This is a genomic window from Halomonas sp. BDJS001 (assembly GCF_026104355.1).
GTDB lineage: Bacteria > Pseudomonadota > Gammaproteobacteria > Pseudomonadales > Halomonadaceae > Vreelandella.
The window spans coordinates 3912831-3937552 of record NZ_CP110535.1; the positions used below are offsets into that span (position 1 = coordinate 3912831).

24 protein-coding genes are annotated in these 24722 nt (G+C 54.6%); 2 read left to right on the top strand and 22 right to left on the bottom strand.

From position 1 onward, the window contains the following. Positions 1 to 19 precede the first annotated feature (19 nt). The 4 genes from OM794_RS18200 to OM794_RS18215 all read right to left on the bottom strand — a co-directional run bounded on the left by OM794_RS18200 (position 20) and on the right by OM794_RS18215 (position 5495). Positions 20 to 883 (bottom strand): flagellin, encoded by an 864-nt coding sequence (locus OM794_RS18200; protein WP_226247019.1) that lies wholly within the window; start codon positions 881 to 883, stop codon positions 20 to 22. Between the two features lie 175 nt (positions 884 to 1058). Further along, positions 1059 to 2408 (bottom strand): flagellar filament capping protein FliD, encoded by a 1350-nt coding sequence (gene fliD, locus OM794_RS18205; RefSeq protein ID WP_226247018.1) that lies wholly within the window; start codon positions 2406 to 2408, stop codon positions 1059 to 1061. 174 nt (positions 2409 to 2582) lie between these two features. Continuing rightward, on the bottom strand, positions 2583 to 3938 hold the full coding sequence (gene fliD / locus OM794_RS18210; RefSeq protein WP_226247017.1) for a flagellar filament capping protein FliD: 1356 nt from the start codon (positions 3936 to 3938) through the stop codon (positions 2583 to 2585). 231 nt (positions 3939 to 4169) lie between these two features. After that, entirely contained in the window at positions 4170 to 5495 is a 1326-nt protein-coding gene (locus tag OM794_RS18215; RefSeq protein ID WP_226247016.1) for a UDP-glucose dehydrogenase family protein, read from the bottom strand. A gap of 172 nt (positions 5496 to 5667) precedes the next feature. On the opposite strand from OM794_RS18215, the gene OM794_RS18220 reads away from it, so the two are divergent. Next, a complete protein-coding gene (locus tag OM794_RS18220; protein WP_211593870.1) occupies positions 5668 to 6009 on the top strand; it encodes a hypothetical protein in 342 nt (113 codons plus the stop codon). A 399-nt stretch (positions 6010 to 6408) separates the two neighbouring features. Continuing rightward, the gene (locus tag OM794_RS18225; protein ID WP_226247015.1) at positions 6409 to 7431 is read left to right on the top strand and encodes a serine hydrolase domain-containing protein; all 1023 of its coding nucleotides are present in this window, start codon (positions 6409 to 6411) and stop codon (positions 7429 to 7431) included. Between the two features lie 28 nt (positions 7432 to 7459). Here the strand turns inward: OM794_RS18225 and OM794_RS18230 are convergent, their stop codons facing one another. The 18 genes from OM794_RS18230 to OM794_RS18315 all read right to left on the bottom strand — a co-directional run bounded on the left by OM794_RS18230 (position 7460) and on the right by OM794_RS18315 (position 24689). Then, positions 7460 to 8020, bottom strand: a complete 561-nt coding sequence (locus OM794_RS18230) for a YqhA family protein (protein ID WP_226247014.1) — start codon at positions 8018 to 8020, stop codon at positions 7460 to 7462. Positions 8021 to 8050: 30 nt separating this feature from the next. After that, positions 8051 to 8644, bottom strand: a complete 594-nt coding sequence (locus tag OM794_RS18235) for an exopolysaccharide biosynthesis protein (RefSeq protein WP_211593873.1) — start codon at positions 8642 to 8644, stop codon at positions 8051 to 8053. Continuing rightward, positions 8637 to 9101, bottom strand: coding sequence for a TerB family tellurite resistance protein (locus OM794_RS18240; RefSeq protein ID WP_211593874.1), 465 nt, complete (start codon positions 9099 to 9101; stop codon positions 8637 to 8639). Before OM794_RS18240 ends, OM794_RS18235 begins: the two co-directional genes overlap by 8 nt. Before the next feature lie 36 nt (positions 9102 to 9137). Continuing rightward, entirely contained in the window at positions 9138 to 10142 is a 1005-nt protein-coding gene (locus tag OM794_RS18245; protein WP_211593875.1) for a nucleoid-associated protein, read from the bottom strand. Positions 10143 to 10201: 59 nt separating this feature from the next. Further along, complete coding sequence (locus OM794_RS18250) at positions 10202 to 10963, bottom strand: ABC transporter permease (RefSeq protein WP_088701777.1); 762 nt, start codon at positions 10961 to 10963, stop codon at positions 10202 to 10204. Continuing rightward, on the bottom strand, positions 10960 to 11901 hold the full coding sequence (locus tag OM794_RS18255; RefSeq protein WP_226247013.1) for an ABC transporter ATP-binding protein: 942 nt from the start codon (positions 11899 to 11901) through the stop codon (positions 10960 to 10962). The genes OM794_RS18250 and OM794_RS18255 overlap by 4 nt, the downstream gene beginning before the upstream one ends. 95 nt (positions 11902 to 11996) lie before the next feature. After that, complete coding sequence (locus OM794_RS18260) at positions 11997 to 12275, bottom strand: peptidylprolyl isomerase (protein WP_226247012.1); 279 nt, start codon at positions 12273 to 12275, stop codon at positions 11997 to 11999. 77 nt (positions 12276 to 12352) lie between these two features. Next, positions 12353 to 13495 carry a serine hydrolase gene (locus tag OM794_RS18265; RefSeq protein ID WP_226247011.1) on the bottom strand — a complete coding sequence of 381 codons (1143 nt, stop codon included), beginning with the start codon at positions 13493 to 13495 and terminating at the stop codon, positions 12353 to 12355. A gap of 29 nt (positions 13496 to 13524) precedes the next feature. Beyond that, positions 13525 to 14634, bottom strand: a complete 1110-nt coding sequence (locus tag OM794_RS18270; RefSeq protein WP_211593880.1) for an acyltransferase family protein — start codon at positions 14632 to 14634, stop codon at positions 13525 to 13527. 187 nt (positions 14635 to 14821) lie between these two features. Beyond that, positions 14822 to 15118 carry a hypothetical protein gene (locus OM794_RS18275; protein ID WP_413229634.1) on the bottom strand — a complete coding sequence of 99 codons (297 nt, stop codon included), beginning with the start codon at positions 15116 to 15118 and terminating at the stop codon, positions 14822 to 14824. Positions 15119 to 15404: 286 nt separating this feature from the next. Beyond that, the gene (locus tag OM794_RS18280) at positions 15405 to 16811 is read right to left on the bottom strand and encodes a sugar porter family MFS transporter (protein WP_413229633.1); all 1407 of its coding nucleotides are present in this window, start codon (positions 16809 to 16811) and stop codon (positions 15405 to 15407) included. A gap of 68 nt (positions 16812 to 16879) precedes the next feature. Then, the gene (locus tag OM794_RS18285) at positions 16880 to 17935 is read right to left on the bottom strand and encodes an ABC transporter ATP-binding protein (protein ID WP_226247010.1); all 1056 of its coding nucleotides are present in this window, start codon (positions 17933 to 17935) and stop codon (positions 16880 to 16882) included. Positions 17936 to 17939: 4 nt separating this feature from the next. Further along, a complete protein-coding gene (locus OM794_RS18290; protein WP_226247009.1) occupies positions 17940 to 19556 on the bottom strand; it encodes a glycoside hydrolase family 43 protein in 1617 nt (538 codons plus the stop codon). 13 nt (positions 19557 to 19569) lie between these two features. Beyond that, entirely contained in the window at positions 19570 to 20397 is an 828-nt protein-coding gene (locus OM794_RS18295; protein ID WP_226247008.1) for a carbohydrate ABC transporter permease, read from the bottom strand. Then, a complete protein-coding gene (locus OM794_RS18300) occupies positions 20394 to 21326 on the bottom strand; it encodes a carbohydrate ABC transporter permease (protein WP_211593885.1) in 933 nt (310 codons plus the stop codon). Before OM794_RS18300 ends, OM794_RS18295 begins: the two co-directional genes overlap by 4 nt. Before the next feature lie 66 nt (positions 21327 to 21392). Then, entirely contained in the window at positions 21393 to 22682 is a 1290-nt protein-coding gene (locus OM794_RS18305) for an ABC transporter substrate-binding protein (protein WP_226247007.1), read from the bottom strand. 34 nt (positions 22683 to 22716) lie between these two features. Next, positions 22717 to 23487 (bottom strand): SDR family NAD(P)-dependent oxidoreductase, encoded by a 771-nt coding sequence (locus OM794_RS18310; protein WP_226247006.1) that lies wholly within the window; start codon positions 23485 to 23487, stop codon positions 22717 to 22719. 155 nt (positions 23488 to 23642) lie between these two features. Beyond that, entirely contained in the window at positions 23643 to 24689 is a 1047-nt protein-coding gene (locus OM794_RS18315; protein WP_265153948.1) for a Gfo/Idh/MocA family protein, read from the bottom strand. Positions 24690 to 24722: the final 33 nt, after the last annotated feature.

Consider the following 24722-nt stretch of genomic DNA (forward strand, 5'->3'; position numbering starts at 1 on the left):
TGCATTACTAGCTAAACGATTAGCCCAGCAGAGATAGTACAGACTGCGGCGTCTGGTTCGCCTGTGCCAGCATGGAAGTACCGGCCTGCTGCAGAATGTTAGCACGTGTCATGTTAGACACTTCAACAGCGTAATCAGCGTCTTCGATACGTGAGCGGGCTTCAGAGAGATTGGTAGACGTCGTCGCTAGGTTATCGATTACAGAGTCGAAACGGTTAAGGGTAGCACCCAAGGTAGCGCGGTTGGTATCCAGTGTTTCAGTGGCGGTATCAACAGCATCAACCAAGCTTTGGAATTCGCCGTGAACTGCGCCGCCAGAAGTAATTGCAAAGGTCGAACCAGTGATAGCACCACCTGATGCATCCAACCCAAGACCTGAAACGGTAGCGTCAAGAGTGGTAACAGAAATGACGTCTTCTGTTTCAGTATTGGAGCCAACCTGGATATTAAGAGTGCCGCCACCGCTGACATTCAGCAGGTTCGTACCGTTAAAGTTGTTGCTACCAGCTACACGATCAATCTCAGCTAGACGCTCGTTGATCTCGGTAACGATCGCATCACGGTCTTCTGCGGCGTTAGTGTCGTTAGCACCCTGTACCGCTAGCTCACGAATACGCTGCAGGTTGTCGTTGATTTGATCCAGGCCGCCTTCCATGGTCTGCACCAGGGAGATACCGTCGCTAGCATTACGGCTAGCCTGATCCATGCCGCGGATCTGAGCCGTCATTTTGTTGGCGATGGCTTGACCCGCAGCATCGTCAGCAGCGCTGTTGATGCGCAGACCAGAAGAGAGACGCTCTTGCGCTTTAGCCAGCATGGACTGGGAGTTGGACAGATTATTCTGGCCGATCAGGGCAGTAATGTTAGTGTTAATTACAGACATGTAAGTGCTCCTCGAAATTTAACTGGCCTTATGGCCTGCTTAGCGGCGCTTGCGTCGCCGTTATTATAATTAACGGCAGCCCCGCCTACTTCTTTAGAAAAAAATGCTCTTTTTTATGTAATTTACTGTAACTTTTCAGATGTTTTCTCAACCACTTTTCCAACCGCTTTATTAATTACTTTTTCTGCATATTACCCAGCATGTCAAACTGCTGAGAGAGGTAGCTGCTCATTGAGTTCATCTGAGCGATCAAGCCATCCAATTGCCCAAACTGCTTGCGGTAACGCTCGGTGCTTCGCTCGATACTTGCCTCCATACGCAGCTTGCGCACATCCAGGCTATCAACCCGCTGTTCAGCGCTAGTCACCGAGCTCTGAATAATGCCATCTTCAGCAGTGATGGCTTCAAGCGTTGCATTTAGCCGCCCTGCAAAGCCGCCCTCTTTGGAGTCACCTGCAAAAAAGGCAGTTAGACCTTCAGGGTTGTTGGCGACTGCATCGTCTAACTTATCTTCATCGACCTTAAGTCGTCCCTTCTCATCAATGGCAATACCCAGTTGAGAAAGGCGTGTAATATCGCCCGTTCCGAGGTTGTCTGTGATATCCCGGCGTAGGCGGTCTTCAATGGTGCGCACGGTGCGGTCACCCACCAGCTCGCCTGATGTTTCGCCTTCGCCGTTATAGGCGGTCATTCGGCCAACGGTGGACTTCATTTCGTTGTAGTTTTTAACGAAATCATTAATTGCTTCTTTCAGCGAAGCTTCATCGCGCTCAATCACCAGCGTTACAGGGTTTCCAGAGACAGCTGTAAGGTCAAGCGTTACGCCTTGGATTGCCTCTTCAACGCGGTTGGTTTTACTGGTAATAGCAATGCCATTAACATTCAACTCAGCGTTCTGACCTGAACGCTGGGTAGCTGCATCCATGGTCAGCGATGCCAAGCCTGAGAAGCCCTCCAGTGACGCATCTTGGCCTGTCTCTTTTGAACTCAGCGCTAAACGGTATCCAGTGCCGTCATTAACGATAGAAGCAGTGACGCCAGACTCTTTATCCGCGTTGATTTGGTCACGAACATCCGCCAGCGTACTGCCTGCTGAAATAGTCACGTCGTAGCTTGTTTGGGTACCGCCAGCACCAAACTCAAGCGTCAGCGTCGTATCGGTTGCGGTTAGCTCTTGGTCTAACGCTACACTGTTGGAAGCAGCGCTGCCAGAACGTGCCAATTGGGTAACGGTGACTTCATAACGCCCTGCGTTAGCGGTTTCGCCTGCGGTCGCCAGCACGCCGTCACCCGTCACGGTGCTTTTTTGCTGCTTAAACGTAGAAGCATCATTAAGCTTAGCGATGGAGGTTTGCACGCGATCCATTGCTGATTCAAGGCGCCCATAAGCTGAAATTTTGGTTTTCTGAGCACTTTGCTGCTGTAAAATGGGTACAAGCTTTTGCTTTTCGGCCGCTTTAAGCTGTTCTACCAAACCATTCAAATCCAGCCCAGAGCCCACACCAAGTGCAGTTATCGAAGCCATGACTCAGTTCCTTATAAGTAGTAGATAAAGGTATCTAGATAATTTATCGGCTGCGGAGGAACAAACTTTAGAGGTAGCGCCTTTTTTAAGCTGTTTTTAAGGCATTGCAAAAAAATGCCCAGCACTTTGTGCTGAGCATTTTTTGTAAGCCATTATTTTAGCAAGCTTATCTGCTTAATTTTGGTTTTGCTGGCCCAGCGTTGCAAACTGCTGAGTCAAATAGGCGCTGGTTTGGTTCATTTGCGCGACCATACCGTCCATTGCTTGAAACTGCGTGCGATAACGCTCAACGGTCTGCTCAATGCGGCTTTCAGTGGTCGCAAAACGGTCTTCCAACGAACTAACACGGCTTTCAGATGAGCTAACGGCACTTTCAAGCCGACCACCTGTACCGACAAGACCCTCAAGCGCTGAAGCTATTTGACCAGCCATACCACCTTCCTCGCTATCGCCTGCAAAAAAATTGGCTAGCTGGTCTGGCTGAGTAGCAACAATGTTATCTAACTTATTTTCGTCAATCTTTAGCTTGCCATCTACTTGAAGTGAAATACCAATATCAGATAACACGTTAAAGCCATCTCCACCGACAACTGCACTGATTGTTTGGCGAATCTCTCTTTCAACAGCCCGAGTGGTTGCATCGGCATTCAATCCTGCCGCCTGACCCGTCTCTGGGTCAAAGGCTGTCAAAGTCGTGATGGTCTCTTTGAGCGTGTTGAAATCATCAACAAAAGCGGTGACCTGCTCGCGAATAGCTTCATCATCCTGCTCAACGGTTACAGTGCTCGTCGCGCCAGCCTCAGCAAGATTCAAGGTAACGCCTTGAATTGCACCTTCCACTTGATTGGTGGGGCTAACGATATCGATTCCATTGACGTTAAACGCCGCATCCTGGCCTGCTTGAACTACCTGTGCGTCGGAGGTTGCGACGCCAGCGGCTAGAATGTCAGAAAAATTAGTGCTTTCAATACTCGCGTCTGCGCCGGTATCGGTGGCATTAACGGAAAGCCTATAACCTTCGCCATCATTGATAATGGAGGCATTTAAGCGGCCATCGCTCTGCTCATTAATGGCGTCACGCATATCTTCAAGAGAACTGCCGTCAGGGATAGTAATCGTGGTCAGGTTGCCATCAGCGATAGTAAAATCTAAAGACTGTTCGCCCGTCACTATACTTTCCACTGCTGTTTCTAGACGTTCCGTCACCAAGCTACTGGCGGTAGCTAACTGATTGACCTCGACTTCGTACTGGCCTGGCTGGGCCTCATTGCTGCTAACAGCACCAACGGCGCTGCCCTCGACATTGGTTGTCAAGCTCTCGAATGACGAACCATCGTTGAGGGCCTCAGCAGAACTTTGAAACTGCTCAAGCGCACTTTTAAGCTGACCATAGGCAGATATCTGCGTTTGCTCAGACTTAATCTGCTGCGCAATGGGCTCAAGCTTCGCTTGTTCTGCCGTTTTTAATTGCTCCAGCAAGCCGTTCAGATCCAAGCCAGAACCGATGCCTAGTGATGTAATAGCAGCCATAAACCAAAGCCTTTTTTTGAATACATGTAGCTACGCTTGCTGCCTTCAGTAAGCGCATATCTGCGCAGCCCTGCGTAACACTGTTTTTAATACACTTACCTTAAAACCTCGGCAAGGTGAAGAATAACTTAAATATTCTCCTCTTTTTTTCGTATTAACACGTAATCCCAAGTAACTTCTAGTAATGCATACACGAATTAATCAGTAAAAACGCGATGATAGATACCTCTCTTAATTGCTCTTTCTCCCCACCCCTATGTACCGCAAACCTGCTTCTTCAACAGCGCTGGGCGTGTACAAATTACGCCCATCGATGACGATTTTTTCAGCCAACTGGTCGGCTAGCCAATCAAAATCGACACTTCGAAACTCTTTCCACTCAGTGCAGATCACCAGCGCATCTGCGCCTTTGACTGCCTGGATACGGTCGCCGGCCAGCATTAGGTCATCCCGTTCGCCATAGATGCGCCGACACTCCGCTATTGCCTCAGGGTCAAACGCCTGCACCTTGGCACCTGCTTGCCAGAGCGCTTCCATTAACGTGCGGCTTGGGGCTTCACGCATATCATCCGTGTTGGGTTTAAAGGCCAAGCCCCACACAGCGATGGTCTTACCACTTAGATTGCCTAAGTTATCTTGCAATTTTGTGAACAGCGTTTGTTTTTGGCGTAAATTCACTGACTCGACGGCGCTGAGCAGTTCCGGCGTATAGCCTAGCTGACGCGCAGCACGCTCTAGCGCCTGGACATCTTTGGGAAAACAGGAACCACCGTAACCACAGCCTGGATAGATAAAGTGGTAACCAATACGGGGGTCGCTGCCAATACCACGCCGTACGTCCTCCACATCCACTTCAAGCCTTTCGGCAAGGTTGGCGATCTCGTTCATAAAGCTGATTTTGGTGGCGAGCATGGCGTTGGCGGCGTATTTGGTGAGTTCGGCGGCCCGCACGCTCATAAACATCAGTTTTTCGTGGTTGCGATTGTAGGGGGCGTAGCACTCTTGCATACGTGATTTCACGCGTTCGCTTTCGGTGCCGACGATAATCCGCGCGCCGCGGGTAAAGTCCTCGATCGCGGCACCTTCTTTCATAAACTCTGGGTTCGAACAGACGTCAAACGCGAGTGATTCGCCGCGCTGTTGAAGTGCATCATTGATAACGGCTTGGACTTTCTCGGCGGTTCCCACGGGCACGGTAGATTTATCAATCACCAGCTTATAACTATCCATATGCTGGCCGATCGTGCGCGCCACCTCTAGCACATAGCGAAGATCGGCACTGCCATCTTCATCGGGCGGCGTTCCCACCGCGATAAATAGCAGTTCACCACTGGCTACCGCTTGAGCAGCATCGGTGGTAAAGCGTAAACGGCCCGCCGCTATGTTGTGGGCAACGATGGTACTTAGCCCTGGCTCAAAAATCGGTACGTCGCCGCCATTAAGCTGTTCAATCCGCTCAGCGTTAACATCCATACAGGTGACTTGATGGCCAACATCGGCTAAGCAAGCGCCTGCCACAAGACCGACATAACCGGTTCCGAATACACTGATATGCATGACTTATTAACTCGCTAAAATACGTGATAGCGAGCGTAGCACATTGACCTACCGTTGATGAGCTCAATAGTGGGAGATCCGCTCCACCTTATAGACCTTGGTCTAACATCGACTTTGGTTTATAATGCGCTGCAACAAGCCCGATTTGGTGCTGACCGTTGGAGAACATACGATGACTCCCGAGCCTACGAAAGAACACTCTGCCCCCTCGTCAAGTGGGCTGTCGACTACTGCGAACGTTCAGCGTAGCCTTCGTCAATGCTTATCGATCGCCGCTGAGCTGCTCTACGATAACGGCCATGTCCTGGAAACCATTACCTTACCCCAGCGCGGTTTAGCCCACCGTGAACTGCTCACACTATGTGCCGCAACCCCCACATGGGCAACCTGCCAGCAAGTGATGGAAGCCAGTGAAGCCGCCACCTTCAATGAGTATGGCCGCTTTGTACTGACTCGCCTTGGCCGTGAAATAATGTTTGATATGTTTGGCCAAGGGGCTGCTGATTGCGCTTAACGCAAGCTGTTGCCAAGCATTGCTGAACTCAGCAGCTTATAAAAGCTGCTCATAATAAAACCGCCCGCAAGCAAACGCTTCGGGCGGTTTTTGTTGGCATGCTGTATGAAACCAGTGCCTAGATGTTAGCGCAGGCCAAGCATCGAAAGAATGAACAGCACAACCACGATAAGACCAATAATGTAAATAATATTACGCATAGGGCGCTCCTTGCTTGTTGCGTTTTAGGGAAATCAAAGGCTTGCTTGCCCATGAATCAACACCCCTAGCCTAGCAGGCTTTTTCAGGTTTTGCGTAATATCGCTGCATTTCTCTGTTAGAACATGGCTGTGCATGTACTGCGGAACCTCTGCTACTTCTAAACCTCGAACCTTTGCCACTCATACCGAAGGTGTTGCGATGCGCGCTACTGCTTTGCTTGTTTCGTTTGCCGTTATTTCGTTGTTACCCACCACCTATGCCACAGCGAATGAACCTTCTGCAGACGCTCTCCAGGCGCTAGATCGCCAAACCCGCCAACTAGACCGCGTACATAGTGTGGTAGTGGCCTACGATGGTGAGATTATTCATGAGTTGCACCAGGGTGGGCCGGGGGTGGCCTCGCCTGCCAACATTAAGTCGCTGTCCAAAACCGTGCTGGCTGCCATTACCGGGGCAGCGATTGAAGCGGGCATCGTTGAATCCGCTGAACAACCTATGGTGGCGCTACTTGGCGATCATCTGCCGAGCGGCACCGACCCGCGTGTTAATGAAATCACCGTTGCGCACCTACTCGCCCAGCAGGCAGGGCTAGAACGAACGTCAGGCGGCAATTACAGCGCCTGGGTCGCCAGCGCTAACTGGGTGAATGATGCCATTACCCGCCCTTTTGTGGATGCCCCCGGTGGGCGGATGCTCTACTCCACCGGCACAAGCCACTTGCTTTCCGCTGCGCTCACCCACGCCAGCGGCGAGTCGACCCATGCCCTTGCCCAGCGCCTATTGGGAGATCCGCTTAATATCACCATTCGCCCCTGGCTACGCGACCCGCAAGGGATCTACTTTGGCGGCAATGATATGCAGCTCTCGCCGCGAGCACTGATAGAGGTGGGCGAGCTGTATCGGAATGATGGCATCGTCTTTAATGAGGCAGGAGACGAACAGCGCATTCTGCCAGAGGGCTGGGTAGAAGAATCATGGCAGCCGCGCGGCACATCACGCTGGACTGGCGACGGATACGGCTATGGTTGGTTTATTACCCAGTTGGCGGGCGAAGATGTGTACTACGGGCGCGGATATGGCGGCCAGGCGCTGTTCGTTATTCCCGAGCGTGAAATGACCGTGGTAATCACTTCAGACCCGAACCCTCCCTCGCCCGGCGGGCAGTTCCAGCAGCAGTTAAATAGGCTGGTAGAAGGTTTGCTAATAGAAAGTAGTCAGTAGCACGGGCAGTTCGCAACTGTGCTAACGCTTATTCACCTTTATGGCCCAGGCTCATCAAATAGAGCGCGGCTGCCAGCGCCAGGACAGAAAGCGCTAAATAGATGGCTTCCAGGGGCGTGGCAAAGCGAATGTCGACCACGGCGCGGAAAAACTCAATAATCACTGCCAGAATCACCACCCGGGCGATTTTATCTTTCAACTGGTCTAGCGAGGCGACATTAAAGGGGTGACGCAAATTGCTCTCTTCGGCTTGATCGATGCGGGAAACGAATAAGCGGTAAACCCCCAAGCCGAAAATTAGCAGTACGATGGCGATCAGGTAGATATCCACCGCAATAATGATATCGGGCACTAGGCTGTCGTGGATGTCCTGGGTGCCCCCTAATAGGTAGTAACTCATTACGTCGGCGACCACCTTGAAAATATCGACAGTGCCAACGATAAACAGCATTAACGATCCCAATAGGCTGGGCACGACCGCGAGCATCACCAAAAAGCGTGAGTTCCATAGCGCCGTTTCAATGCGGCGCTCCCAATCATTCTGGCTCTCTGGGGGCTTTGGCGGCGGCGTTGAAATCGGGTTGGACACAGCGATACTCCTTTTTTATATCAGGTTTTGTTATATCAGGTTCATCGTGATGAAGGCGCAGGTGGCGCCGAATAGCGCAAACCCCAGTAACAGCGCAATGCCATCGCGGGCAACCAAACCTAGCCCCAGTAGCGTCAGCGCCAGCCCAGCACCGTTGGCCGAAAAGGGAATAAACTCCATCGGCGGCATTGCCAGCGCGATCAATAAACAAATCGCGGCAGTCACTCGAATGCCGATATAGCCCGTCAGCCAAGGTAACCGCACCCGCAATAGTCCATCAATCCAGCGGGCAGGCTTTTTCATCAGCTGGATGCCTTTATTAAACTTTCGACGGGAAAGAGAGCGTTTTAGCAACCAGCGAGGCAGCCAAAACGCCTCACTTCCCGCTAGCAACTGCACGGAAACCAGCAGAACCAATGCGGCCATTAAGGTCGGCATACCGGGTATATCGCCAATGATCGGGGTGAGCGTGATTAGCCCGGCAACTAACAGCAGCGGCCCAAACGAGCGCCGCCCAACGGCGTGAACAACATCGTCAACGCTGACCCGCGAAGCATCCTGCTCCATACGCTCAATCGAGCTAATTAGATCCATTAAATTCGAGTCTTCGTTGCGGTTATGCATCGTGGTTATTGCGCTCCTCTACGTGCAGTTTGGTACGGATAAAATCGCTGTGGCTAACGTAAAGCAAGTCCGCCAAGCGACGAATTCGATGCTCCTCTAGGGGGTCGACATTGCCATCGGCCCAGGCCAGCTGCCACATTTGCGCGACCAGCTCACAGCGCTGGTCGTAGTTATAGTGCTCTTTGATCAGGCTCACGAACTGGTAGTGATCGACGGCTTCATCCACTTCCGCTTGAGCAAGTGACATTAGCTCTTCCACATCGCTTTCGCTTAACCGATAGCGCTCAGTAAGCATAGTACGCAGGGCAGCAAGCTCTTCTTCGCTGGTATCGTAGTCGGCGCGGATGATTTCACATAGCAGTGCGGCGGTAGCGAGCTCCAGGGTCAGCGCTTGGTTTTCACGCTGTTCAGGCTGCGCCAGCGTGCGCTGGAAGAAATCAGTAATGGCATTCAGCATAGGGGGCTCCTAGGTAGCTACAGCGTCGTCCTTACCTCAATCCTTCTTGGTAAGCTGCTCTCTTAACTGTTTGGGCACTTGCTTGATAATCAGACGATCCTGTGTGGCGTCGTACTCGATGCTTGAGCCCAACAGGTGCGAATCAAAACTAATGGAGACGCCACCGGCGCGCCCGGTAAAACGACGGAACTGGCTTAAGGTGCGTTTATCGGGGGGGATCTCTGGTGAGAGCCCGTAATCGGCGTTACGAATATGCTCGTAAAAGGCTTTTGGCTGCTGTTCGTCCACCAACCCGGACAGCTCTTCCAGAGTCATCGGCTCGCCGCGGCGCAGCTGCTCATTGGCGTAATCCACCAACGTATCGGTTTTTTCACGACTCACCTCGTCGTCATAATCCTCTTTCTCGACGTAGTCGCTAAACGCTTTGAGCAGCGTACGAGTTTCCGCCGGGGCATCGACACCCTCTTCCATCCCCAGCAGCGCGACCAAGCCTTCGGCGAGCTTCTTTCCGCCGCGATCTTTTAAGAACGACACATACTGTGCATTCGGCGCATCGCTCTGCCACTGGGTGAGGTTGATGCGCGCCGCCAGAGTGAGCTGGCTGGTATTGAGTTGGGCGGCGGGCACCGCGTGGTGATCATCATTAATGCCAATCCCTTCCCGCTGGTGCACCAAAGCCATCAGCAGCGTTTCGGTATCGCCCTGGCGTTGGTGGCTGATCACTAAGTAACCACTTACCGACAGCTGCTCTTGAAGCTGCTTGGCAAGCCGCTCAGCTAAGTCTACTGACAACTCAGCAAAGCTCTTATTGTCCGCCAGATAATCACGCAGCCACATAGCCAGCGGCCCGGCCTGCTCACCCTCTTCAGCGAAGCGCCCCCAGCCTTTGGGCTTGGTGTTGTAGGTATCGTTGAGCGCACCCACCAGGCTCGCCATTACCGTGTCGTCACTGGGCGAAGGGGCAGGTGCGGCGGTCAGCGTCAATCGCTCACCGTCAAGGGTCGGGTCTAGGCGGTGCACAATACTTTGCAGTAGCGGCATAAGGGTTTACTAGCGCTCCATGGTGAAGAGTGAGGAGTGAATAGCAAGCTGGATGGCAATCAGGGTTTAAGGCGATAGCCGGTACGGAAAATCCAGCCAATCGTACCCAGGCAAGCTACGAGAAATAGCGCAATCATGCCGACACTCGCCGCTAGGCTAACGTCGCTGATGCCGTAAAAGCTCCAGCGAAAGCCGCTTACCAGATACACCACCGGGTTAGCCAGGGTAATGGTTTGCCAGAACGGCGGCAGCATATCGATAGAGTAGAAGCTGCCCCCCAGAAAGGTCAGCGGGGTAATCACCAGCAGCGGCACCAGCTGTAGCCGGTCGAAGCCATCGGCCCAAATCCCGATAATAAAGCCCAGTAGGCTAAAGGTGACGGCCGTTAGCACCAGAAAGGTTAGCATCCAGAACGGATGAGCGATCTCTAGCGGTACAAACAAGCCCGAGGTCGCCAGAATAATCAGTCCCAGCAGAATCGATTTCGAAGCCGCCGCCCCCACGTAGCCAATCACGATCTCTAAATGCGAGATAGGCGCCGAAAGCAGCTCGTAAATACTGCCGGAAAACTTGGGAAAGAAGATGCCGAAAGAGGCGTTTGAAACGCTCTGGGTCAACAGCATCAGCATAATCAGTCCCGGTACAATAAAGGCGCCATAGCTGACGCCGTTGACCTCACTGATGCGTGAACCAATCGCGGCACCAAACACCACAAAGTAGAGCGATGTCGAGATCACCGGCGAGACAATGCTTTGCAGTAGCGTGCGGCGCGTGCGGGCCATTTCCGCCATATAGATAGCGCGAACAGGGTGAAGGTTCATGCACGCTCCTTAGGATTAACCAGATCGACAAAAATATCTTCAAGCGAACTCTGCCGGGTATTCAGATCTTTAAACGTAATGCCTTCCCGCTCCAAGGCCGTTAATAGTTCTGAAATCGCGTGGCCGTCCTCCTCCTGGCTGCCGTCGTAGGTATAAATCAGCTCATACCCCTCCGCCGCAAGGCTCAGCTCAAAGCGCTGCAGTGTGGCAGGTAAATCGGTTAGCGGGCTGTGCAGGTTGAGCGTTAGCTGCTTGCTGCCCAACTTACTCATCAACGCGGCCTTCTCTTCCACCAACACCAGCTCCCCGCGATTGATAACGCCGATACGGTCAGCCATCTCTTCAGCTTCTTCAATGTAGTGGGTAGTTAGAATAATGGTCACGCCGTTATCACGCAGTTGGCGCACGACCTCCCACATCTCGCGGCGCAGCTCTACATCCACCCCGGCAGTGGGTTCATCTAGAAACAGTATGCGTGGCTCATGGGAGAGCGCTTTGGCGATCAGCACACGCCGCTTCATGCCACCCGAGAGCGTCATCAAGCGGTTGTTGCGCTTATCCCAAAGCGCCAGCGACTTGAGCACTTTTTCGATATGGGCAGGATTGGGCGCCTTGCCAAACAAGCCGCGGCTGAAACTAACAGTGTTCCAAACAGTTTCAAACGCTTCATTGGTTAGCTCTTGGGGTACTAGCCCAATGCGCTCCCTGGCCTGGCGATAGTGGGTAATATTGTCGAAACCATCTACCAGCACATGGCCCGCGGTGGGATTAACCAAACCGCACACCACGCTGATCAACGTGGTCTTACCTGCCCCATTGGGGCCAAGCAGCGCAAAGATCTCGCCACGCTGAATGGTTAAATCAATGTGCGTTAACGCCTGAAAGCCACCTTCGTAGGTTTTATTCAAGCCGTTAATGGCAATAATTGGGTCGTTCAAGGCTTACTCCTCACGCCGCGACTCGATAGGTTAAACACCATGGTCGCGGCGCTTGACGGCCTTTTAGGCAGAATTAAGAACGGTTGGTGGAAAAGTTAAGAGCGTTCGGTAATTTCCAGCAGGTGGTAGCCAAACTGGGTCTTCACCGGGCCATGTACCTGGCCTACTTCACCGCTGAAAACGACTTTATCGAACTCGGGCACCATTTGACCGGGGCCAAAGCTACCCAGATCGCCGCCTTGACGGCTGGATGGGCAGCTAGAGTGCTCCTTGGCGACTTCCGCAAAGTCACGGCCATTGTGGATCTCTTCTTTCAGTGCAAGGCACTGCTCTTCACTGCTGACCAAAATGTGGCGGGCGCTGGCGCGTGTCATAACTTTCTCCTGACGAGTTTGATGTTCTTTCTGTGATGTTCTTTCTGGTGCGTCACTTTTAAAAGGGCAATAGTTTATCACGGCTTGCCGAGAGCACCGCTATAGCGCAACGCTTCACCCACGCTGGCCAAGGCTCGCTCGTGAGCACTTACCGCCAAAGGCCCGCGAGTACAGCTGACAATCACCCACGGCCCCTGTGTTGCACTATCGGCATTATCACGCTCGGCAATCCCTGCATCGCAGCTACGCCGCTGCTGAGTACCGGTTTTATGGGCGAAGCTTATGCTGCTTCCAAGACCCGCTTTAAGACGCTGTTTGCCCGAACTGGTTCGCTCCATTACATCCAAAAGTGTCTGCCGCTGCTCGGCATCTAAATCCTCCATGGCACGTCCTCGTTGGACAGGGCGTAAGCTAGCCAGCAGATCACCGTAAGCTCTTAGCGTACCTACATTCTCACCGGTGGCTTCGTAAGCATCGAAAGCGTGGTCATAGTCCGGCTGAGTAAAGGTATCCACGTTGACACCCAGGGCGCGGGCTAGCGCCTGCCCGCGCTGGCTGACCGGGTGCTGGCGCAGGGCGATAAAATCCATTCCGCCCAGCGCGCGTGCATCTGGGTGCAGCTCGCCGTAAACCCCCTGGCGTACTTCCACTAATTTAGAGATGGGGCCAATGTCAGCGGGGTTGCCCCCACTTGCCGCGATCATGCTTCGGGCGCGTTGGTTCACTGCTTCCAGTCCCACACGGTCAATCAACATATCAGAGGCGGTGTTATCACTGACGGTAATCATCTGTTCCATTAGGTAACGAATGGAGATTGGCGTACCGGGATCGTGCCAGTTGGTGGGGCCTGCGCCATCAACAAAATCGCTTTGAGCAAGCGTTAGCCGTTCATCCAGTGTTAAGTTGCCCGCTTGGCGTTCAGCGAGTACCTGGGCTGCCACCGGTATTTTAATCAGTGAGGCTAAGTACCAAGGGTCGTCGGCGCGCCAGGAGTAGGCCTCGCCACTGGCAAGGTTCTGCACATAAACGCCCAATTCGCCCTCAAATACACCCTCGATAGCCTGTAGACGTGCGCTTAAGTCTCCCTGCCAGGTGCTCTGTTTATCTACCTCATAGTACCAATTAGCATCGTACCCATTTGTATCGTAGCCCTCTGCATGGACAGGCAGCGCTATGAACAGCGCCAAGGCAACCAGTCCACGTTGAATCCAGTGTCGCAAATCGTAAGCTCCAGAAATATGAGTAGTGATTAGCGGTGTCTAGCCATCCAGCGGGTCAACCAAATCCACCCCGCAGCCCCCAGTATCAACAGGCCGCCCACGCCAAGTGCCTGTGGATAGGTGTACATCCCTTCGCCTTCCCACAGAAAGCGCAGCACTAAAAAGATCATCACAATATGGAAAATAAACGCCATGAGGGCGTTAGAGCCAACAATCGTCAGCGGCATTAAAGCCTTTGCCGCTTTGACGCCACCGGCAAGCGCAAGAGCTAATAGCACCAGCGCACCGCCCAGGCTAAACAACATAAATTCTAGCCCTGGCGGGTGTTTGCCAACATTGTTCGCCACCGCCAGCATCGCCGCATGCACATCACCACTGGCAACTGCCAAGCCATAAAATCCGGCGACCATTAGCGCACCCAGTCCTAGCAGGGTCAACACCAGGCGCCGCCGCATAGCGGGCTCAAAGTAGCAGCGCAGCAAGGCTTCACCGATCAAAAGGCCCGCTAAAATCATGGGGGCACGGCTTATCTGCCCCCAGGTGTAGTGGTCTTCGTGATCTACCAGCAGCGCTTTGAGGATATCGTTGCCACCAAAGGTAAGGCTCTGCAGCCAAACGGTCAGCGCGATTAACACGCCAATCGTGGCGAGTCGGCTCCACAGCGGCGCCCGCGCCCAAAGTGGCAAAATCAGCGGCACCCATAACAGCGCAATGGCGTAGAAGCCTAAGATTTCGACCCAAATCGCAAAGCGCCCATAGAGCAGCGCATCGACAATTTCGCTGGGCGGATAGAACGGTAACATTTCAATAACGAGCAGCGCTTTGTACCAGAACCAAACTTCTACAGCGCGCAGCCACAATTTTAAACGGCGTTTCGGCCAATCGTCGCTTTGGGTATGAGAAAGAAACGCCACTGCCAGTGCAATGCCAAACACCAAAATAAATAGCGACGAGGAGAATTTAGTCAGAAAATGGACAGGCACCATGCCCCAATCAGGCACATTGCGAATCCCCACCAACCCACTGACCGCGTGGCTTATAATCATTAAGCCAATAGCGAGGCCACGGGCTAAATCTATTGCTTCTATACGGCCTTCCGCCTTGGGCAGTTGGGGAACTTCCTTCCAGTTCAGAGGCATCGAGACATCCTTGTGGGCACCGTAGACAATGGTTAAGCGTAGAGATGCTTAACACTTTAGCGTGAAATGATACCGCCCGCTTGGGTTGACAGTGTTAACGGCCACACACAAAGATGCCCCGCAGTTGGCGGGGCATCCGTTGGCTCATCCTTGAGCCCGAGAAAAGTTACTCCTTAAAAAGTTGCAATTACCACCCGGAGTCATCCTCCTCTTCATCAGTGGTGGGGACTTCTTGCTCCTCTTCCTCTTCTTCGTAAGTGAATTCTTGCTCTTCCTCTTCGTACTCAGTACCTACATCCGAACCTTTGTCTTGCTCAGTGTCGTAGCTGTTGTAGGTGCCTTGATCATCCTGCTGCGTTTCTTCTTGCGGGGTCGGTTCGTACTCGTCGCTGCTGTCCACTTGAGCAAAAGCAAGTGGGCTAGCCATCAGGCCAAATGAAACACCTAGGATGCCAAGTTTCTTGAGAGATTCCGTCTTCATCATGATACTGCTCCTATCAAACGTTGCTACTTAAACATCTGTGCGAGCATCGCACTGGGTTTAACGTGTAAGAGCGTCAGGTCGTCCTTCCTGTTACGCTCTCAACCCATTCATTGCAGCCACCATGCCACCTCATGGCATCAGTAAATAAAAACCATTATTAAACAACTTCTTATATGTTTAAAACAGAAACCAACCTTTTGATTTTATTAATAAAAACTAGCCTTACACTGTTTAAAATAGGCACATGATCCCCGATTGATCAGGCAATCGGGGCAATCTAGCAGAGTTACTCGTAGGCCATCGCTTCCAACTCTTTACCGCGCGTCTCTTTGACGAAGTAAATAACGAAGAAGACCGAGGCAACGGCACTGATGGCGTAGAAGCCGTAAGCCCCGAACAGCCCGATAGAGGCCAGCATGATGGGGAAGGTCATGGTAATACCGAAGTTGGCCAGCCACTGGAAAAGACCGGCAATCGCCAGCCCCGAGCCGCGCATCTGATTGGGGAACATCTCGCCCAGCATAACCCACATCACCGGCCCCCAAGAGGCGTTGAAGAACAGCACATAGAGGTTGGCGCACAGCAGCGCAAATACGCCCATATCACTGGACAACTGTAGGCTGCCATCCACCATCGTCGCGCTAGAGAACGCATAGGAGAGGCATGCCAGTGTCGCTGCCATGCCCACCGAGCCGCCCCAAAGCAGCGGTTTTCGGCCAATTTTATCGATCAGCGCAATGGCCAGCAGGCAGGCACCGATACTCACAGCACCAGAGATCACATTGATGAGTAGCGCATCGCCTTCGGAGAAACCCACCGACTGCCACAGCACCGCGCCGTAGTAGAAAACGACGTTAATGCCCACCAACTGCTGAAAAACCGCCAAGCCAATCCCCACCCAAACGATTCCGTGCAGCTTGCCAGTGGTACGATTCATCACATCGCTTAACCGTGGCTTGTGATCCTGATCCAGGGTGGTGTTAATTTCATCAATTTTAGTGCTGACATCCCGTTCAGGCATCACTAACCCCAGCACACGGCGGGCTTCGCCCTGCTTACCGGTGCTGATCAAGTAGCGCGGGCTTTCCGGAATAAACAGCAGTGCCACCAGGAAAACGGTAGCCGGTATCAGCTCAACCCAGAACATCCAGCGCCAGGTCGCGAAGCCAAACCATAGCTCTGACATGGCCGAGCCCGCTACATAGGCCAAGACATAATTACTCAAAAAGGCCATAAAAAGGCCAGAAATAATCGCCACCTGTTGAATAGTGGCCAAGCGTCCTCGGTAGGCAGATGGAGCTACCTCACTGATATAAGCCGGGGTCATGACACTGGCGGCGCCTACGGCAAGCCCACCAAGAATGCGATATATCACAAACTCCATAGAGCTACCGGCAACGCCGGAGCCCCAGGCACTAATCAGGAAGAACACAGCGGCCACGATCAACAACGTACGGCGGCCAAAGCGATCCGCCAGGCGACCGGCAAAAAAAGCACCGATCGCACAACCCAGCAACATCGACGCCACATTGAAACCCGTGCCCGCGCTATCGGAGTTAAAAGAGGCCTGTAGGCCATCCACCGTGCCGTTGATCACGCCACTGTCGAAACCAAACAGGAAACCGCCGATGGCGGCAATACAGCAAATCACCAGAATATACGATGAGCGGCTTAGCGTTCTTTGTTGTGTCATTGTCGAGCTCCTTGGATTTGTTATTGAGCGTTTTTGTGTCTATTAAAAAGTCGGGAAATTGATGATCGTTAGTGGTTTAGCGTGCTCTCACGACGGGTTGAGCATTGGCGAACCGCATCGTCAGGCAGGCGCTGTCCGTCGGCATCGAACGCGTGAAGTTGGGCCTGTTGAGGCGTCATAAACAGCGTGTCGCCATGATTCAGCTCGATATCGCCAGAGAGGCGGACAGTGAGTGGGCCAGCCTGCTCGCTGTCTATATAGGCGAAAGCGTCAGCGCCCAGCTTCTCAATGAATCGCACGCGCCCTTTCCACTCGCCCTGTTCGCGGCTCACCTCTAGGTGTTCGGGCCGTATACCTAGCGTGGTGGCACCGTAAGCCGCTGCTAGGTCACCTTCGATCAAATTCATTTTCGGCGAGCCAATAAAACCCGCCACAAACAGCGTTTCGGGGCGTTGGTACAGCGCCATGGGCTTGCCCATTTGCTCAATCTTCCCGGCGTTCATCACCACAATGCAGTCGGCCAGGGTCATCGCCTCGACCTGGTCGTGGGTGACATACACCATGGTGGTTTCGAGCCGTTGATGCAGCTCAGCCAGTTCGACCCGCATGCGGTTGCGTAACGAAGCGTCCAGATTAGAGAGCGGCTCGTCGAACAGAAATACGCCGGGGCTGCGCACAATGGCACGGCCAATGGCCACCCGCTGGCGCTGCCCGCCGGAGAGCTCAGCAGGTTTACGCTCCAGCAGATCTTCAAGATTGAGCAGGCGTGCGGCCTCGGCCACTTTGGCTTCGCGCTCTTTGGTGGGTACCTTGGCTAGCCGCATGCCAAAGTCGATATTGCGGGCAACCGTCATGTGCGGATAGAGCGCGTAGGACTGAAAGACCATGGCAATATCCCGATCGCTCGGCTCGGCGGTGGTGACATCCTCTCCACCGATAGTGATCGTGCCCTGGGTTACGGTTTCAAGGCCTGCGATCATTCGCAGCAGCGTGGATTTGCCGCAGCCGGAAGGCCCGACAAGCACAGTGAAAGAGCCATCTTCGATATGCAGATTTAAGTCAGGGATCACCGTGGCTTTGCCATGAAACGTTTTTTCGATATCCCGGAGTGTTACTTCAGCCATGAGCTTATCTCGTCTCTGAAAGAGGGGCGCGGCGATAGCAGAACGCCTGGAAGTCGGCGGGGGTGCCGCGTCCGCTAATGTCGTAGGCGGCCATGCCTAAAAAGGTGCCGGTAAAGTAGCCATGGGCGCGACCGCTGCCTTCGTCGGAGAGCAGGCCAGCGTCCAGCGCGGGGCCGATCGGCTGCCACTCCCCGCCACCTTGGGCATAGCGAAAGCGCAGCTCCCGGGCGTGGATATCCAGCCCGAGCCGAATCTTGCCGCCAGGGGCAAGGCGCACGCTCGCATCAGCTATCTCCAGATTCCCGTTAGGCCAATCATCCAGACAGCTGATTACGCTCAGCACCTTGTCGCCGACGTCATTCAGGGTCACCGCCAGGTAATGGAATTTGAAGCGGTTGTAGTAGGCGATCAGCCCGGCAAACTGCTGGATATCGTCAGGCTCAAATTCAAGTGTCGTTTCGGCGCTACAGTGGATGCAGTCCTGACGGCGCGCCACGAGCGCTTGCTCAAACCAGGAACCGACCGACTCACGGCCAAACAGGCGCAAGTAGCCGGGCCGCTCGGTAAGCGAAAAGAGCCGATCAGGATAAGGGGTACGCAGCCACTGAAAGGCGGCAGGCAGGGTGTCCGTTTCAAAATCGTAGCGCTCCTCCGGCACAGGGGGCTTTTGGGAAACACCACTCACGGTGACCTTTAAAGCCGGGGTATTGCCCCCATCGGCGAGCCGTAGCCAGCCATCATCCCCCCACGCCACTCGCTGAATAGCGGTCTCGCGCCCCAGCGGTGAAAGCCGGGTTCCCGGCAAGGGGCGGCCACATAAATGCACCAGGTAGCTATCACCTTCAGGGCTATCGACCAGATCCGCATGGCCCGCACGCTGTAGCGGGTTTTCAGGATCATGTTGACTCGTCAGAAGTGGATTATTGGGATGTACTTGATAAGGGCCTGTCAGTTTTTTTGAACGCGCCATGGTCACCGCATGCTGGTAGCCCGTGCCACCCTCGGCCACCAGCAGGTGGTACCAGCCATCGCGCCGATAGAGGTGCGGCCCTTCCGTCAGCTTCAGTTCGGTACCGGTGAAAATAGTTATGATGTCACCGACTAGGCGGCGCTGTTCCACATCGTACTCTTGCAGCACAATGCCGCCGAAACGATCCCGCCCTTCCCGCTGGCGATAATCCCACTGCAGGTTAATCAGCCACTTGCGGCCATCGTCATCGTGAAACAATGAAGGATCAAAGCCGCTCGAATTGAGATAGACCGGATCGCTCCAGGGGCCCTCAATACGTGGCGCTGTCACCACGTAATTATGTCCATCCTTGAAGTTACCCTCATAACGCTTCATATCGGTGTAGACCAGCCAGAACAGGCCGTCGGCGTAGCTCAAACAGGGCGCCCAGATGCCGCAGGAGTCCGGATTTCCGCGCATATCCAACTGGCTGGCCCGGCTCAATGGCCGTGTGACCAGCGCCCAGTTAGCCAGGTCGCGGGAGCGATGGATCTGAACACCGGGGTACCACTCAAAGGTCGAAGTAGCGAGGTAGTAGTCATCGCCTACCCGGCAAATTGAGGGATCGGGGTTAAACCCGGCCAGAATTGGATTATGAATAACATCGTCCATTAGGGATCCTCCTTTATCCTTTAACAGATCCGCCAGTCAGGCCAGCCACGATGTATTTCTGGGCGGCGAGAAAGAAGATAACTGCCGGAATGATGGTCAAGGTCACGAAGGCCAGAATCATGTTCCACTGAGTCAGATACTCCCCTTGGAACTGCATCATGCCCAGCGGCCAGGTGTAGATAGAGCGGTCGTTGAGCACCACCAGCGGCAGCAGGAAGTTGTTCCAGCTCTGCACAAAGACGAACACGCCCACGGTGGCCAGAATGGGGGTCGAGAGCGGCAGCGTGAACGACCAGAAGAAGCGCAAGTAACTGCAGCCATCGACGTAGGCCGCTTCAAACAGCTCTTTAGGCAGTTGGTCGAAGAAGGCCTTGAAGAGCAGAATCGCCAGCGACAAACCAAACGCCGTCTGGGGCAGGATCACCGCCCAGTAGGTATCCAGCAGGCCCAAATCGCGCACCTTGATAAACAGCGGCAAAATGGCCGCCGCGAAGGGAAACATCAGCCCCAGCAGCAGGTAGGAGAGGATCATCTTGGCGCCGAAGAAGTGGATCTGCGAAAACACATAAGCCGCGGCAGCACCTACCACCAGGGTTAAAAACACCGTCATTAACGAGATGAAAAACGAGTTGCCCAAATAGCGCCAGAAGTTGCCATCCAGCAGGATGCCGATGTAATTGCCCGCATCCCAACTGTCGGGCAGCCACAGCGGATTGGTGCGCAGCTCAGAATTGCCCTTAAAGCCACCGAAGAACGCCGCTAACAGCGGGCCAATAACAATGCTTGCCACCACAATCAGGACGATCACCCGCAGGGTGTTACGGGTAGTGATATTTTTCATGCCTTACTCCCCTTGCCGGTGGTGCGTTGGTAGAAGAAGGCGATCCCGATAGCGAGCACAAACAGCACTACCGCTGTGGCGCTACCAAAGCCAATATTGAGCCGTGAGAGACCAAAGCTATACAGGTAGGTAACGATGGTATGGGTCGAGTTGGAGGGACCACCGTTAGTCATCGGGATGATAATGTCGAAGATCTGTAGCGAGCCGATAATGGCAAAGAAACCACTGACGACGAGGGCGTGCTTAATCAGCGGGATTTGCACAAAGAGCGCAACCTGCCTGGGTTTCGCCCCTTCCAGCTTGGCGGCCTCGACAAGATCCTTGGGCACGCTCTGTAGAGCGGCAATATAGATCATCATATGGAAGCCAAAGTACTTCCAAACGATCACGGTCATAATCGCGGGGAACGCCCACTGGTGGTCGGCCAGCACATATACCGACTCCTGGCCCATGGCATGCAGCAGCGAGCTGGTAATGCCGTAGTCACCGTCGAAGACAAAGCTCCAGATAAGCCCGGCAGCCACTTCTGCCAGGATATAGGGCAGAAAAAACACCAATCTAAACAGGGTGTTGGTGGGTGTTTTACGGTACACCAACAGCGCCAGACCCAGCGCCAGGGGCATCTGGATCAGTAGCGAGACCAGAATAAGCTTGGCGGTATTCCATAGCGCGGTATGAAACACCGAGTGATCGAGCAGCCGCTGATAATTTTGCGTGCCGACAAAGTCACTGGGCGCTCCATAGCCATTCCAGGAAAAGCCGCTGTAATAAACAGCATCCGCGAGCGGCAGAATGACGAATAGCGAAAACAGAATTAACGCCGGTGGCAGCAGAATCAGCAGCGCGGTGAATTTACCGCTTACCAAGCCTTTCTTCACCCGGTCAGCATTCCCTCTCCGCGGCACGGCGGTTCGGTCAAGCGTGGTCATGGCAAACTCCGAGGCAGAACATGGGGGAACACGAGCGAAAACGCGCGTGCTCTTTTAGCGGGGAGATCATCTAAACTGCCAGGCCTCTTCGATCCGGGCGGCGGCCTCTTCCGGCGTGATCACGCCTTGGGCCAGATCGCCACTAATGTCGTTGATGGTCGCACCGACGGAGGTGCCCAGCGCTTGATCCAGGAACACCTGATGGAATTCGGACTCATCAAGGATCTCTGCGACGCGGCGGGCATAGGGGGTTTCAAGCGCTTCGGCGGAACCCTCGGCAACCGGCACAAAGATGCCCGTGGCCGCGGCTTTGCGCTGATTCTCTGCATTGAGTAGAAAACGCAGGAACTCCACCGCTTCGTCGGGGGCGTCGCGGGTAACAGCAAAGCCGTTCATACCGCCGAAACTCTGCTCGTTTCCCTCTCCTCCGGCCACTGTTGGGAAAGGAATAAAACGCAAGTCCTCATCCGGAACGCCCTCTCCGCTGGCAGAGCGCTGCTTGGAAGGAAGGTAGTCCCAGTCACCCATCACATGAAAGGCGGCCTCCCCATCGCCAAACATGCCGCTGGCACGCTCGTAGGAGGTGGCCATAAAGCCGGACTGAAAAGGGTCAAGCTCGACCAGCGCCTGCAGCATTTCACCGGCACGTACAAAGGGCTCGCCGTTAAAGCCGCCGTTGTCACCACTTTTGGCCGCTTCGATGCCTTCACCACCGGCCAGACGAGTGACTAAAGAGCCCCAATAGAAGTGCAGCGGCCAGCCATCCTGACCACCGACTACCAGCGGCGTTATGCCCTCTTCCCGCAGCGCCACCACGGCGTTTTCAAAATCCTCCCAGGTCTTGATCGTTTCGACATTGACCCCTGCCGGCTCCGTCAGCGCGGTGTTCGCCCAGATTCCCACCACGGTGGCGTAGAGCGGCGCACCATAGACACGATCATCCAGGGTGAAGGCGAGTACCGCTGACGTGGGGTAGATATCCTGCCAGCCATCGCGCATCGGCTCGGTTAAGTCGCGTACAAACCCCGCATCCACCTGATCGCGCAGCCCTTCGCCGCCCCAGGTATAGTAGATATCCGGGCGCTGGCTGGACTGCAGCATGGTGGGCAGGCGCGTTTTGTAGGCCTCGTTGGCCAGGTATTCGAACTCAACGTTAATATCGGGATGTTGCGACTCAAACTCGGCGACCACCTCATCGTAGTAGCGTTTTTCAGCGCTGCTGCTCTCAACCCTTAACACCGTCACCGTGGTATCGGCTGCCGCAGAGACGGATCCCAAAGCAGCAACAACGGCAACGGCTAGCGCTAAGTGACGAGGGCGTGAACAGGGCACGTTGTAGTTGTTAGATACCTGCATAAAACTCTCCTAATAGTGTTTAACGTTATTGAACTCAGGCCCAGCCGGCATCTACCGCCAGCTCCTGACCGGTAATCGCCTGGCTTTCGGCGCTGGCTAAAAACAGCACCGCGGGGGCGATATGCTCGGCTTCAAGGCGCATTTTTAGGCACTGGCGTTGTTGAATAGCGACTTCGTCTTCAGGGCTAATCCACTTTTCGAGCTGGCGCTCGGTTATCACCGAACCGGGCACCAGGGTATTAACACGGATGTTGTGCTCACCCAGCTCCCTGGCCAGGCTGCGGGTTAGGCCGTGGGCCGCCGCTTTGGCGGTGACATAAGCGGGCAGCCCCCCCAGCGCCATCTGTACGCTGACCGAGCCAAAATTGATAATCGATCCCCCGCCCGCCTCAATCATCTGTTCAGCCGCCGCCTGGGCGGCAAAAAACATCGGCCGCAGGTTGAGCGACATACGCTCATCCCAATAGGCCACATCTACCTCCCGCCAGGAGTGGCGATCATCGTTGGCGGCATTGTTGACCAGGGTATGAATCGGCCCAATCTCCCGGCCGGTCTCGGCGATGACCTGCTGTAGGCTGGCCACATCACGAATGTCGCAGTGGTGATAACGAGGTGCCTCGCCAGTCTCGCCGCTGAGTTCAGCGACCAGCGCCTCGCTGGCGGCGTCGTTGATATCGACAAACACCACCCGCGCGCCCTGATGATGAAAGGCACGGGTGAGCGCGGCGCCAATGCCGCTGCCACCGCCGGTAATAAAGACCACACGCTGCTCAAGGCTTACATAGCGCGCTGAGTGCTGATTCATAGGGTTTCCCACCTCTCTTTTGCTTGTTTGAACAGTGTTCTAGACATCCATCCATTGCCCGCCAGCAGCGGACGAGGCCAACGCGCAGGTGATAAACCTCAGGCCGTCAACGCCGTCGGCTACACCCGGCGTGGGCGCGGCCAGCGCATTGGCGTTTACACCCTTCTGGTGGGCTCGAATTTGCACTGCAAAATCGCGATAGAGCTGGGCAAAGGCTTCGAGGTAACCTTCCGGATGCCCGCGGGGATGCGCGCTGATGCCATCGCGGCTTCACCTAAACCCGGGCCGTTGCGGGTTAAGATGCGCGAGGGCTCTCCCAACGGTGAATGCATGATCTGATTGGGATTTTCCTGACGCCACTCAAGGCCGCCTTTGCTTCCATAAACCCGCAGCTGTAGGCCGTTTTCGTTCCCCGGCGCCACTTGGCTCGACCACAGCATGCCTCGGGCACCGCCCTTGAAGCGCAGCAGCATATGCACGTTGTCATCCAGCGCGCGGCCTTCGACAAAGGTGTGCATATCGGCGGCGAGGGATTCCAGTTGCAACCCGGTCACATAGCGCGCCAGGTGGTAGGCGTGGGTGCCGATATCGCCCAAGCAGCCCGCCGGGCCGCTGCGTTTGGGGTCGGTACGCCACTCGGCTTGCTTTACGCCACTCTCTTCCAGACGGGTGGAGAGCCAGTCCTGCGGGTACTCCACTTGAACAACGCGCAGATCGCCCAGCTCACCGTTGGCGACCATTTCCCGCGCTTGGCGGACTAACGGGTAGCCGGAGTAGTTATGGGTCAAGCCGAAGAAAAGCCCGCTTCGTTCCACCAACTCGGCGAGACTCTGGGCCTCTTCCAATGTGATCGTCATCGGCTTATCGCAGATGACATGAAAACCCGCTTCAAGAAAGGTGCGCGCCGCGTCGAAATGGACATGATTGGGGGTGACGATGGCGACCACATCGATGGCATCCGACCGCTTACGCTCCGCCTCGGCCATGGTTTGGTAGTCGGGATAGGCGCGGTCATCGGCGACGTGTAGTTCCGCCGCGGCGGCCCGGCTGCGCTCGGGGTCAGAGGCAAAGGCCCCGGCCACCAGTTCGTAGTGGTCATCCAGCCGGGCGGCAATGCGGTGCACCCCGCCAATAAACGCGCCCTGGCCACCGCCGACCATACCCAGGCGGAGCCGACGCGAGGTGTCTTGTTGAGTGCTCATGTCGTGTTGTCCTGTTGTCTAGTTGAGTCCCGT